Source organism: Tenuifilum sp. (assembly GCF_037481895.1).
Lineage (GTDB): Bacteria > Bacteroidota > Bacteroidia > Bacteroidales > Tenuifilaceae > Tenuifilum > Tenuifilum osseticum.
The window spans coordinates 23,170-36,059 of sequence record NZ_JBBFKU010000014.1; the positions used below are offsets into that span (position 1 = coordinate 23,170).

General features: G+C 42.0%; 15 protein-coding genes. 10 read left to right on the forward strand and 5 right to left on the reverse strand.

Annotated elements, in window-relative coordinates; translation table 11 throughout:
* Window positions 1-136: 136 nt before the first annotated feature.
* The 6 genes from WHS63_RS05840 (at window position 137) to WHS63_RS05865 (ending at window position 5,825) form a co-directional block, all read left to right on the forward strand.
* Window positions 137-1,192, forward strand: a complete 1,056-nt coding sequence (locus tag WHS63_RS05840; RefSeq protein ID WP_445204294.1) for an endonuclease/exonuclease/phosphatase family protein — start codon at window positions 137-139, stop codon at window positions 1,190-1,192.
* A 67-nt stretch (window positions 1,193-1,259) separates the two neighbouring features.
* Entirely contained in the window at window positions 1,260-1,667 is a 408-nt protein-coding gene (locus WHS63_RS05845; RefSeq protein ID WP_445204295.1) for an IPExxxVDY family protein, read from the forward strand.
* A 118-nt stretch (window positions 1,668-1,785) separates the two neighbouring features.
* A complete protein-coding gene (locus WHS63_RS05850; RefSeq protein ID WP_445204296.1) occupies window positions 1,786-3,375 on the forward strand; it encodes a sensor histidine kinase in 1,590 nt (529 codons plus the stop codon).
* An 11-nt stretch (window positions 3,376-3,386) separates the two neighbouring features.
* On the forward strand, window positions 3,387-4,079 hold the full coding sequence (locus tag WHS63_RS05855; RefSeq protein ID WP_369489936.1) for a response regulator transcription factor: 693 nt from the start codon (window positions 3,387-3,389) through the stop codon (window positions 4,077-4,079).
* Between the two features lie 110 nt (window positions 4,080-4,189).
* The gene (locus tag WHS63_RS05860) at window positions 4,190-4,570 is read left to right on the forward strand and encodes a DUF1987 domain-containing protein (protein ID WP_445199973.1); all 381 of its coding nucleotides are present in this window, start codon (window positions 4,190-4,192) and stop codon (window positions 4,568-4,570) included.
* A 19-nt stretch (window positions 4,571-4,589) separates the two neighbouring features.
* Window positions 4,590-5,825 carry a glycoside hydrolase family 16 protein gene (locus WHS63_RS05865; protein ID WP_445204297.1) on the forward strand — a complete coding sequence of 412 codons (1,236 nt, stop codon included), beginning with the start codon at window positions 4,590-4,592 and terminating at the stop codon, window positions 5,823-5,825.
* Between the two features lie 52 nt (window positions 5,826-5,877).
* Here WHS63_RS05865 and WHS63_RS05870 read toward each other — a convergent pair whose 3' ends face one another.
* Together WHS63_RS05870 and lepA are read right to left on the reverse strand one after the other, a co-directional pair.
* Window positions 5,878-6,654, reverse strand: coding sequence for a hypothetical protein (locus tag WHS63_RS05870; protein WP_445204298.1), 777 nt, complete (start codon window positions 6,652-6,654; stop codon window positions 5,878-5,880).
* Between the two features lie 9 nt (window positions 6,655-6,663).
* A complete protein-coding gene (gene lepA / locus WHS63_RS05875; protein WP_445204299.1) occupies window positions 6,664-8,451 on the reverse strand; it encodes a translation elongation factor 4 in 1,788 nt (595 codons plus the stop codon).
* A gap of 302 nt (window positions 8,452-8,753) precedes the next feature.
* On the opposite strand from lepA, the gene trhA reads away from it, so the two are divergent.
* Together trhA and WHS63_RS05885 are read left to right on the forward strand one after the other, a co-directional pair.
* A complete protein-coding gene (gene trhA, locus WHS63_RS05880; protein WP_445204300.1) occupies window positions 8,754-9,395 on the forward strand; it encodes a PAQR family membrane homeostasis protein TrhA in 642 nt (213 codons plus the stop codon).
* Window positions 9,396-9,407: 12 nt separating this feature from the next.
* On the forward strand, window positions 9,408-9,743 hold the full coding sequence (locus WHS63_RS05885) for a DUF2185 domain-containing protein (protein ID WP_369489942.1): 336 nt from the start codon (window positions 9,408-9,410) through the stop codon (window positions 9,741-9,743).
* Here WHS63_RS05885 and WHS63_RS05890 read toward each other — a convergent pair.
* A complete protein-coding gene (locus tag WHS63_RS05890; protein ID WP_445204301.1) occupies window positions 9,740-10,195 on the reverse strand; it encodes a GatB/YqeY domain-containing protein in 456 nt (151 codons plus the stop codon). The genes WHS63_RS05885 and WHS63_RS05890 overlap by 4 nt on opposite strands.
* Before the next feature lie 33 nt (window positions 10,196-10,228).
* On the reverse strand, window positions 10,229-10,555 hold the full coding sequence (locus tag WHS63_RS05895; RefSeq protein ID WP_445204302.1) for a hypothetical protein: 327 nt from the start codon (window positions 10,553-10,555) through the stop codon (window positions 10,229-10,231).
* Window positions 10,556-11,306: 751 nt separating this feature from the next.
* On the opposite strand from WHS63_RS05895, the gene WHS63_RS05900 reads away from it, so the two are divergent.
* Together WHS63_RS05900 and WHS63_RS05905 are read left to right on the forward strand one after the other, a co-directional pair.
* Complete coding sequence (locus WHS63_RS05900; protein WP_445204330.1) at window positions 11,307-11,849, forward strand: methyl-accepting chemotaxis protein; 543 nt, start codon at window positions 11,307-11,309, stop codon at window positions 11,847-11,849.
* A gap of 18 nt (window positions 11,850-11,867) precedes the next feature.
* Entirely contained in the window at window positions 11,868-12,248 is a 381-nt protein-coding gene (locus WHS63_RS05905) for a response regulator (RefSeq protein WP_445204303.1), read from the forward strand.
* Here WHS63_RS05905 and WHS63_RS05910 read toward each other — a convergent pair.
* Complete coding sequence (locus WHS63_RS05910; RefSeq protein WP_445204304.1) at window positions 12,245-12,883, reverse strand: response regulator; 639 nt, start codon at window positions 12,881-12,883, stop codon at window positions 12,245-12,247. The two genes, WHS63_RS05905 and WHS63_RS05910, sit on opposite strands and share 4 nt — an antisense overlap.
* Between the last annotated feature and the right edge of the window lie 7 nt (window positions 12,884-12,890).

Below are 12,890 nucleotides of genomic sequence, written 5' to 3' on the forward strand. Positions count from 1 at the left end.
GGATAATTCTAAAATTTAAAACTATAATTGCACTTGCAAAAATGACACTTTTTAATATAATTTTTCATTTTTTAAATTCTTTTTTTTCGTTTAGTTTTATCTTTGTCGGCATACTTTTTCTATAAATTAACAGTATATGTGTAAAATATTACTACAAAGGGCCACAATGGTGTTTGCTTTTTTGCTACTTTCTGTTCATCTGCTATTTGCTCAGGCCACTGACCAAAAAGAACAGTATAAGGTAAGCTGCATAGCGTTTTACAATTTGGAGAACCTGTTCGATACCATACCAGGCCCAAACGATACTGAGTTTACCCCTGAGGGAGCAAATAAGTTCACGTCGGCCCGGTACTGGCATAAGATTGACCACATGTCAGATGTAATTTCGCAAATTGGCGGGGAATTATTTCCCGGGGGACCTGCAATACTTGGAGTTTGTGAGATTGAGAATAGAAACGTACTTGAAGATTTAATTGCTTCCCCAAAGCTTAAACCTTCAGGGTATTCAATTGTGCATTACGATTCGCCCGATGCCCGTGGAGTAGATGTTGGTTTGCTTTACCGTCCCGAGTTCTTTAAGGTAACTTCGCACCGTTCTGCTACGCTTCGTATTCCCGATAACCCAAACTTTAAGACTCGCGATCAGCTGGTTGTTAGCGGTTTACTCGATGGGGAGCCTCTGCATATCATTGTTAACCATTGGCCTTCGCGCCGGGGTGGCGAAAAGCGTAGCCTGCCTTTCCGTATGGCGGCAGCCAGGCTAACCCGTTCCATTGTCGATTCCATTCTGGCAACCGATGCAAATGCCAAGATTATTATTATGGGCGACTTGAACGATGACCCCGATAGCCCCAGCATTGTAAAGGGACTGGGAGCAAATCCTTACCGTGAAAAGCTGAAGCCAGGCGAACTATTCAATGCCATGGGCAGCTTATACCACGAAGGGATTGGAACATTGGCCTACCGCGATTCATGGAATCTTTTTGATAACCTAATTATTACCCAAGCCCTTTTGAACGGCGATAAGTCAACGTGGACATTCTTCAAGTCAAAAGTGTTTAACAAACCATTTTTACAGCAACCAAGCGGTCAATTCGCCGGTTACCCCTGGCGAACCTACGTTGGAAACAATTTTACCGGTGGATATTCCGACCATTTCCCGGTGTATTTATTCCTGATAAAGAAAAAGTAGTACAAAACGGGCCAACGCCCGTTTTTTTATTCAAAAACTTTAACTTTGTGGACAAACCCATTACCTCATGGTTGCATCAAAAAAGCAAATACTTAAAGATGAGCCAACTGAGTTCAAGCTCCTGGCTATTGCCTCATCGTTGAGTATAAGCCAAATGGTCTGGAATATCAATCAGGCGTGCACTTTCTCTCTAACCCATAATACTGAACTTGAGGATATTTTGGGCTTCCCTTCGTTTACCGATAGGCAAACCTATGCAGGAAGGGTAATCACCCTTATAGGCAATAAGGTTACGGGTAGGGTTCTACATGCAAAGCTATCAAACATTGATTATATTATGGAGATAAGTGGCGATACCGACGAACAGTTTATTGCCGATATGCTTAAGCATTTGAAATCAATAAAAGGAATTCAGGTTATAACCCACGTTCAACCCTCCCTCCTAAAGCTTAAGGAACCCTACTGCGCTGAATAGTTAAAACGGTTTAGTTTCATAATCAGCAATCTACGTAATTCTGTTATCAAAACACTCTTCAGGGTTAAACTTTGTTAAGAGTAGCCCAAGCCATTTCATAAAAATTACCTTTGCTCTCATGAGCAGGAAATTACTATTCATACTTACAGGGGTTATTACCATTGCGTCAATAGGCTTGGTTCTACTACAGTCCAAATGGATAAGGATTGCTGTGCAAATCAAAGAGGAGCAGTTTGCCCAAACAGCCAGCCTGGCAATGGAACGCATAATTGATGAGGTAGAAAAGCAGGAAACCATAGTTCAGGTAATTGATGAAATAAAGCCCTACTACTCGGTAAACACCAGCGGTTCCGCACGGATGTCGTACCGCCAGGATATCCTGAACAAGACCAAAAGTGGATTCAGAACCAAGCAAATAAGCCAACAGGTTTTTACGCTGAATAACCTCGATACCCTTAAGCTGCCAGCAATAACCAAAACCCTATTTGATTCGAGCTTACTGGGTAACTTACCGGTAAAAATTTCATCGGATCCAGCTGAATCGAATCGACAACAGCTTAGCGTTAATGTAAACGACAAGCTGCTCAAGAAAACGGTTTTTGTTGAGAACATTGTTGACCGTATGATCCGGGTTGAGCTCCCGCTACATGAAAGGATTTCGCAGGAACAGCTCGATTCCATTATTCATCGCGAACTTACCCGCAAGGGCATTGATGCCCGGTACGAGTATCGGGTAACCAACGAGAAGGATAGCACCATTTACAGCAGCCCACGGTTTAAGGCAAACTTCAGGGGTCTTGTTTTGCGCGACAAGCTTTTCCCTAACGATTTCTTTGCACGCCGTTACTTTTTAACCCTTTACTTTCCAAACCAAAAAACTTACCTGCTGGGATCATTGGGCCCCATGACCTTTGGAACCCTATTGCTCACATTGTTAATTATTTCTATATTTACAATCACGCTTTACATTATCTTCAAGCAGAAAAGGATATCGGAAATAAGAAATGACTTTGTAAGTAACATGACCCACGAGCTAAAAACACCCATATCAACCATATCGCTTGCTGCGCAAATGCTTAACGATAAAAGCATACCCCATGAGCGTAAAAACCTCGATTACCTGGGTGGTGTTATAGCCGATGAGAGTAAGCGGCTCGGCTTGCAGGTGGAAAAGGTGTTACAAATGGCAATATTTGAACGCGCCAAGCTGCGGCTTAAGATCAAGGAGGTTGATGTTCACGACGTTATCAAAAAGGTAACCAATAACTTTGCCCTGCAGCTCAACTCACAGGATGGAATAATTATTCATGAATTCAACGCCAAATCGCCCATCGTTAAGGCCGATGAGGTTCATATCACAAATGTTATAAATAACCTACTCGATAATGCCACCAAGTACCGAAATGGTAATCCGGTAATAAACATTATCACCAAAGACGTGTCTAATGGAATAGTTGTTGCAGTTAAGGATAATGGTATTGGCATTAGCCGCGACAACCTGAAAAAGATTTTTGACCAGTTTTACAGGGTTCCAAGCGGCAATATACATAACGTGAAGGGCTTTGGTTTAGGCCTTAGCTACGTTAAAAAGATTGTGGAGGCGCATGGCGGAAAAATATGGGTTGAGAGCAAGCTGGGCGAGGGGAGTACTTTTTCGTTTTTCATGCCCTGGAGCGGACCGGCAGAACAATCGTACATACCTAAATAACTAGTATAACCATGAACCAACGAAAAATTAGAGTAATGCTTGCCGAGGACGACGAAAACCTCGGATACCTACTCAAGGAGTATCTTCAAGCTAAAGAATACGATGTTGACCTGTATAAGGATGGCGAAAAGGCTTACAAGGGCTTCCAGAACAACTACTACGACATCTGCATCCTTGATGTGATGATGCCTTTAAAAGATGGTTTTACCCTAGCCAAAGAAATCAGAATGGTAAACCCCAGCATGCCCATTCTTTTCCTTACCGCCAAATCCATGAAGGAGGATGTAATTGAAGGATTTGCCATTGGCGCGGACGATTACATGACCAAACCCTTTAGCATTGAGGAACTGCTCATGAGGCTTGAGGCTATCCTACGCCGTACACGCAAGGATGCCAACGGGGCAGAGCAAACCCTTTTCCAGATTGGCAAGTACGTTTTCGATGCCACCAAACAAACCCTTACCTACGAGGATGATGTGCGTAAGCTAACTACCAAGGAAAGCGAATTGCTCAAGTATCTTTGCCTAAACCGCAACACCCTGCTTGACCGCAACTTTGCCCTTAAAACCATTTGGGCCGACGATAGCTACTTTAACGCCCGGAGCATGGATGTTTATATTACAAAGTTACGTAAATACCTTGCCAACGATCCAACCATTGAAATTATTAACGTTCGTGGCAAAGGTTTTAAAATGATTTACTAGCTGCAGTCAATTTATTCAACTTTTTTTCGTTTTTTTGTATTGGTAAGGTTTGGTTTTTAATAAATATTTAATAACTTTATGGTTATTAAGTATAAAAAGCCATAATTGATATGGATAGAGTTGAGATAGAGCCAACCATGGAAACCCCAAAGGTTGTTCTCGATAAAGATAAAGCGATTATTGAATTTGCAGGAAACTCTTTGCCTGAGGATGTTAACTCATTTTATCAGCCGGTTCTGGAGTGGATAGACAAGTACATTGAAAATCCTAACGAGAAAACCGAAATTAACATGAAGTTCGACTACTACAATACATCCTCATCAAAGATGATCCTGAAGATTCTCGAAAAATTCCGCGAAGTTCATAAAAAGGGTTTTTCAGTGGTAGTGAACTGGCATTACATGGAGGACGATGAGGATATGATTGAGGCGGGAGAGGATTATGCTGAACACCTGAAGATTCCCTTTAAAATGATACCAATTCAACAGTAATACCCTAAACCTTAAACCAATGGCAGTTCCCTCGAAATTTAAAGTTTTTACCAATCGCCTTTTTGGCGCATTTAAGGATACCCAACAGGTTGAGTCAAAAAGAAGCGCTCTTCAGAACGAGTACAATGAGTTTATTGAATACACCGAATCTGCTGAGCTAAAACGCTTCCGCGAACTAACCCAGTGGTTTAAGAGTGGTGAGCATCAGAGGGTTAAGGCCGAACTTAAAAAGTTGACATATAAGGGCTCCGCAGAGTTCAATACCGAAAAGGAGTTTATTTCCATAGCTAAATCCAAGGAGGTTAAAGCTTACCTGAACAAAGGGGGTGAGGTTACATCTACAGTTTCAAGGTATCTTGAGCTAAAGAGCAAGGTGGAATCAGCTGAATTTCAAAATCGCAAAAAATATCTTTTATCAAAGAATAAGTTTGAACAAAGCGAGGTTTACGCTAAGCTGGTTGAGTACCAAAAGCTACAAAATTCCGATAAAATTAAATGGTTTCTCAGTTTAGAGCGCGACAGCAGCAAGTTCAATGAGATTAGAGAGTGGAAACTTGAATTCTACGACGATTTTGATTCCAATGCCATTGATCATCAAAAATGGCTTACAAAGTTCTTTTGGGGCGATGCGCTCCTTAACAAGAACTATTCATTTACCACCGATAAGCAGAACTATACCGATAAAAATTTTGAGATCAAGGATAGCGTTTTGCGCATTGTAACCCGAAAGGAAAAGTCCGAAGGGATTGGCTGGGATTCAAAGTTTGGCTTTGTACCCAAAACTTACGAGTACACTTCGGGCGTTATCAACACTGGCCATATCCTGAGGTTAAAGGAAGGAAGGGTTGAGGCAAAAATTCGCCTGTCGTGCACTCCGGGTGTAACACATGCTTTTTATCTTGTTGGTAATACTGTATTACCTGAGATTGACATTTTTGTAAAGACCGATAGCAAGCCTAACTCTTTCTCCGGTGCATACTACACCCCCAAGGGCAATAATAAAATATCAAAGAGCATTAGTAGCATAGGCGGGGTTAAGTGTAGTCAGAATTTCTACATTCTGGGAGTTGAATGGAACAACAGTAACATAGTTTGGAGTATAAATGGAACTCCATATAAAGTTGAAAGGAATGTTACTCCTGATATACCAATGTACCTGGTTTTTGCATCGAGCGTAAACGGTAAAATTGACGATGCTAAACTTCCAGCATACATGGAAATTGACTGGGTGCGTTGCTGGGTGCCGGTTAAATAGAGCAAAACAATACACTAAACATAAGGGCTTCCCTGTTAGGGTTAGCCCTTTTTTAGTGCACTAATCCTGAAACTACCCTTAGCTTTGTAATGGCATCCTCGTTATAGGTTTTGGCTGTGTCAAAATCCCATTGCCATTCCTGAACCTGGGTGAGGTTTGATAGGTCAATAAATACAGTTGGGCGAGTAGCAATAAGCGAACCTCGCTCATCGTAAAACTCTTCCAGAATATCCGATATCAATAGCGATTTCCCTTTCGGAAGGCTTTCTATGTGCTTTTGTTGAATTGTACTTGCTAATTCAACACACTGCCAGTCAGTAAGCTTTTTCTTTTGTTTAAGGAATTCAATGGGTATATCGCTTAGCTGGCTTAACACGTTTAGCGAAACAACAAGATCGGCATCGGTGGTGTAGGCATTTGCCCTTGAAACAAGGTTTATGAGTGTGAAAAAGTTTATATCCTTTAGCTTGGTTGTTTGTAGGTAGTGTATTAGCCCTCCTGTTAGGTCGTGCGTTTCAAATTGTATTTGAGGGTTTAATGAGTACTTTTTGATGATACTAGCAGGGTGGGCTAAATCAACAAGGTTTAAGCCTATACCTCGTGTGAGCAGCTCATCAACTGGAACATCAAGTAGTAAACCGCTACCCAAAATACATACGCTCTTTGGGTTAAAGCGATTTACAGCATTGGTAATAGCTTGTTTTGAGTTGGTAAGGTGAGCATCCCAACCCTCATTCTCTCTAAGGTAACGGTTATAAATGCCTGTTTGTCCCGAAGTTAATCCCAGCTGAAGCGTCCTTCGGGCCTTTCGTATTTTTTGTAATACCATTTTATTATGCTAATCCATTTTTAGAACTGCCAGAAAAGCCTGCTGGGGCACCTCAACTGTACCTATCTGGCGCATACGTTTCTTTCCCTTCTTCTGTTTCTCGAGCAGCTTTCGCTTACGCGTGATGTCACCCCCATAACACTTTGCGGTTACATCCTTGCGAAGCGCCTTTACAGTTTCGCGTGCAATAATCTTTGAGCCAATGGCAGCTTGGATTGCGATATCGAACTGCTGGCGGGGAATGAGTTCTTTTAGTTTCTCGCACATCTTGCGGCCAAAATCGTAGGCATGATCCTGGTGGATTAGCGACGAAAGTGCGTCGACCATTTCGCCGTTAAGGAGTATATCGAGTTTTACAAGTTTTGCTTCCTGGTAGCCATCCATCACGTAATCGAACGAGGCGTATCCACGTGAAATGGACTTGAGCTTATCGTAAAAGTCAAACACAATCTCGCTCAGGGGTAACCGGAACGAAAGTTCAACCCTGTCGGAGGTAAGGAATACCTGATTTTTGAGAATTCCTCGCTTGTCGATACAGAGTTTCATTACTGCACCAAGGTATTCCGATTTTGTAATAATTTGAGCCGAAATTACGGGTTCCTCAATGTAATCGATGGTGGTTTGAGGAGGTAAGCCGCTGGGGTTATGAACCTCAACAACCTCTCCCTTTGTTGTGTGAACAAGGTATGAAACGTTGGGCACGGTGGTAATTACATCCATGTCGAACTCGCGGTATAGGCGTTCCTGCACAATTTCCATGTGCAGCAGCCCCAGGAATCCGCATCGGAACCCAAAACCTAGTGCAAGCGACGATTCGGGCTCAAAGGTGATGGAGGCATCGTTAAGTTTCAGTTTTTCAAGCGAAGCTCTGAGATCCTCATACTCATCGGCATCAACCGGGTAAAGGCCTGCAAACAGCATAGGCTTAACATCCTCAAAACCGGCAATGGCCTTATTGCAGGGGCGCTCCACGTGAGTGATGGTATCGCCCACCTTAACCTCATTCGATTCCTTAATGCCCGATATGATGTAACCTACATCGCCAGCGCTAATGTAATCGCGAGGCTGTAACTTTAGCCGAAGAATACCTACCTCATCGGCCTCGTACTCCCGTCCTGTATTGAAAAATTTAACCTTATCGCCTTTTCGAATAGTTCCGTTAAATACTTTGTAGTAGGCAATAATGCCGCGGAACGAGTTGAAAACTGAGTCGAATATCAAAGCTTGCAAGGGTGCATTTGGGTCGCCAACGGGCGGTTTAACACGGGTAACAATAGCCTCAAGTACTTTGTCCACACCTTCGCCGGTTTTTGCACTAACAGGGATTATCTCATCGCGTTTGCAGCCAAGCAAATCAACAATCTGATCCTTTACGTCGTCCACCATGGCTGCATCCATATCTATCTTGTTGATAACAGGGATTATCTCCAGGTCGTGGTTAAGTGCAAGGTAGAGGTTCGATATGGTTTGGGCTTGTATGCCCTGAGTGGCATCAACCACCAGCAGTGCGCCCTCGCATGAGGCTATGGCTCGCGACACTTCGTACGAAAAATCTACGTGTCCCGGGGTGTCAATCAGGTTAAGCTTATACTGTTTGCCCTGAAAGGTGTACTCCATTTGTATGGCGTGGCTTTTAATGGTAATGCCCTTCTCTCGCTCCAAGTCCATGCTGTCCAGCACCTGTTCCTGTAACTCGCGGTCCGATAGGGTATTGGTTAACTCCAGTAGCCTGTCGGCCAGGGTGCTTTTCCCATGATCAATATGGGCAATAATGCAAAAGTTCCTGATATTCTCCATCCTATTCTATTCAATTGAACTGCAAAGATACTGAAAAGTTGTGAATTACGGATAGGGGAGGGGGAAAGGATAAAGGATAAAGGATAAAGTTTAAAGGACAAGGATTAATGGGTAAAGTTAAAAGCGTTAAACTTTCATGCTGAATTTTGATTATAAAGGAAAGCATAGGAGTTTAGGGCATAGTAAAGCGTTTCAGGCTTTCTGGCCATGGAATATTCAGCATCCTTAACCAAATGAAATAGTAATTAGCTTTAACAAACCCCAATTTTAACTACCTTTATAAGGTTTTAAAAGCATTTTGTATGAATTCGTCAAGGAAAAGAATTAAAAAGTATGAGGAGATTGTTAATAGCACAAGCCATGGGGTTGGTATAGTGCTTGCTATTGCTGCCACAGTTCTACTGGTTATACGCGCGGCTTTACATGGCACAGCCTGGCATATCGTTACTTACTCAATATTTGGAGCCGGATTAATAAACCTTTACACAGCATCAACACTTTTCCATTCCGCTATTAACCCTCGGGTTAAGTTCAACCTAAACAAGTTTGATCATTCTTCAATCTATATTTTAATAGCAGCAACCTATACCCCTTTTGCTTTACTGAGCATAAAGGGTTGGTTGGGTTGGACTGTTTTTGGACTGGTTTGGGGAATGGCTATAGCAGGAGTGGTGTTTAAGCTATGGTTTTACTCCGTAAAGTACCGAAGCGTATCGGCATGGCTTTACATTGCAATGGGGTGGATTGGATTAATTGCCGTTGTTCCTATCATTAAAAATACTCCCAACCTATCGTTATGGTTTCTTCTATCAGGCTGTTTAGCCTACAGTTCAAGCGTTATTTTCTACCTTAAAGATCACTATGCCTTTGTTCACGGTATATTTCACCTTTTTATAATACTTGGCAGTGCGTGTCACTTTTTTGCATTGTACTTTTTAATTTAATAATGGTAAAACATGGGGGAGTTTAAGTATAAAATAAGACCTGAAGACGTTAAGGATTTAATACCCTCGGGAAGATACTGCTACGCTTCGGACAAAATAACCGTTGATGGTGAGCCTGTGGGTTACATGCATCGTGAAAGGCCTGAGGAAACCGAGGATAGCGGTTGGCGCTTTTATTCCGGTACCGAAGATGAGGAATACGTTGAGAATCCCTACCACTTCATGATGTTCGATCTGAACTATATTGCCAACTGCGACCCGGCTATAATTCCGTACCTGAAACTGAAAACCGGGTCGGAGCTGGAGCGTATTGAGGGAACTGACAAGTTCCGACCAGTGGAGGACTAATTACCTGCAAGAAGCTGCTTTACCATATCGGCAATGGCTTTACCTTCGGCTTTGCCAGCCAGTGCCTTTGATGCAACTCCCATTACCTTTCCCATATCGGAAGGAGCCTTTGCCCCTACTTCAGCAATAATCTTTTGGAGCTCAGCCTTTAGCTCATCAGAACTGAGCATCTTGGGAAGGTATTCCTCAATTACTGAGGCTTCGGCCAACTCCTTATCGGCCAACTCCTTTCTCCCAGCCTGAATGTACTGCTCGGCAGCATCCTTGCGTTGCTTAACCTGTTTTTGCAGGATTTTCATTTCAACATCAGCCGATAGTGAATCCTTGTGTTCGCCATCGGTTTTAGCAAGCAGAATGGCGCTTTTAACGGCTCTTAAAGCCTCAAGGCGTACCTTATCCTTTGCCATCATGGCTGCCTTGATATCCTGGTTTATACGTTCCTCTAATGTCATGGTTATTTGGATTATATTAATTCTCCTACAAAGTTAGCTAAGTTTTTTAACAACTCTATGGTAAGTATAGCCCAGGAGTGCCCCTAGTATCGATGTCAAAATTGCGATAGGAATCAAGCTAAAAGGCTCTTTTGCACCAATAATAATGGCCGATGGCAGAAGAACAAGAAATGCTAGCAATACCCCTTTAAGCCAGCCCGGATACTTGATATCCGTAACTGAAATCAAGAATCCTACCACCAACCAAAGCGTAAATGCCGAAAGGTTAGCATCCCAACTTAAATCTTGAAGAATCATAGGAATTATATCCAATACTCCGGCTATTGCGCCAAGCGTAAGTCCAATTATTGATTTTTTCATCTCTTTCAATTTACCCAGCAATTTAGTAAAGGTTTTTATGAACTATGAGGTTTTCTTCATTCATTTTTGAAAAAAACATCTTTACTGCAGCAGAACAAATGTATTCCTTTGTATTGAAACTAATAATTATTACGGTATGTACGGAGTAACTTGGCTTTCAGTAATTCTAGCAGGACCAGTTAGTATTACAATTATGATCATCGTAATGCGTCTATTGTTCAAGAAATCTCTACTATTCAAAATTGGGATTGCTACTGGTTTGGCAATAATACTTGTTGCCTTTATCTCAGGAGTTATTGCTAAAATTGGGCCTATACACAACCTTTGGGGATTTCCTCTGCAGGTTGCAATTAGTGTTTTGGCCTATGTTTATGTTAACCGCATTATTAAAAAGCCTTTGCTAAATATCGTAAATGTTTTGGATTCGTTGAGCGAAGGTGACTTATCAGTTAATGTTGATAAGGACTTACTAAAACGTAACGATGAAACAGGTGTTCTGGCTAATTCCACGGAGAAGCTTACCGCCAAGCTCACAGAGGTAACTACAGCAATTTCATTGTCTGCAAATCAGCTTTCCACAGCTAGTGTCCAGTTTACCTCAAATTCGGAGCAAATTTCTGAAGGAGCAAACAATCAAGCAAGCTCAGTAGAGGAGGTCTCGGCATCGATTGAGGAAATAGCATCCAATATCGAGCAGAATGCCGACAACTCACAACAGGCAAAATTTATTGCTAAAGAGATGCAGGGTAAAATGGAAAGGGTTCGTGAGGCTTCAAGCAGAAGTGTTAATGCAGCACGTGCCATATCTGATAAAATCAATATAATATCCGATATAGCATTCCAAACCAATCTATTAGCATTAAATGCTGCCGTTGAGGCCGCTCGTGCTGGTGAACATGGGAAAGGTTTTGCTGTAGTTGCTGCTGAAGTTCGCAGGCTGGCAGAGCATAGTAAGAATGCAGCAAGTGAGATAGTTGAAATTTCAAAAAACAGCCAAAACCTTGCGGAGGAGTCGGGGAGCCTTATTAATGGATTGCTCCCAGAAGTTGAAAGGACCTCCCTTTTAGTTGAGGAGATAGCCGCTGCAACTCAGGAACAGCGGAATGGAATAAATCAGATTAATGCTGCTATACAGCAACTAAATAGTATTGCTCAGCAAAATGCTTCAACCAGTGAGGAACTGGCTTCCAGTGCTGAGGAAATAAATGCCCAGGCAGAGCAATTGGTTGAATCAATTGGATATTTTAAGCTAGATATATCTAGAGTGAAGCGATTAAAATCTAAGTTTATTTAACTAAAAAAATGAAATACCATGACTCTTAACAGCTATAGGGTTTTGATTGTTGATGATAACCCAACCTTTGTAAAAACATTAAGCCTGTTAGTTCAAACAGTGTTAGGAAATAAGCTTAGCCAATTGGAAACAGCATCAAATGGTGAGGATGCAGTTGAAATGGTGAGTAAGAATTCACCTTACAATGTAATCTTCATGGACGTTAATATGCCAGGCATTGGCGGTGTTGCTGCTACTAAGGAGATTAGTAAGGAATACTATCGTGCCACTAGAGTGGTGGCCGTTTCGTTTAACAAAGACCTTGAAACCATGAAAAACATGCTATTTTCTGGTGCAACATATTATCTTCATAAGGACGACCTTACCCTTGAGAAATTAGTCGAGATTTTTGATTTTTAGATATCGCTTAGGTTAACTAGATTATGCTTTATTGCATAAACTGCCAGGGCGGTAGAATTTGGTGTTTTTGTCTTAACAAGTAACTCGGCCCTCGCCTTTTCCACTGCACTTATGCTTCGGTTCAGCTGTTTGGCAATTTCGTTCGATGAAAACCCTCTGCAGATAAGTGTAATTAGTTCGCGTTCTCTTTCATTTATTTTAATTGATGTTTCTTGCTTCTTTGATCGCAGCAACCTTAACATCAATTCGGGAGAGAAATAGGCTCTGCCTTCAAGTGCCGATTTAATGGCCTGGCTCAATTCGTTATAGCCGCTTTCCTTAAGCAAAAAGCCATTAACCCCAATGTCCAACAGGGCATCGTAAAAATTAAAATCGTCGAACATAGAAAGCACCAGAATGGGCATCTGATAGCCTTTTCCTCTAATAATTTTTGCGGCTTCAACTCCATCCATTACTGGCATCCGAATGTCAAGCAGTATAAGGTCGGTAGTTGTTCTATTGATCAAGTCAATGAGTTCCGAGCCATTGGCTGCTTCTCCAACCAGGGTAACATCATCCATGGCTAAAAGCAGCGCTTTTATACCGTCACGAAGGATTTGGTGATCATCAGCTATTACTATTCGCTTGGGGCTCATATTAGCT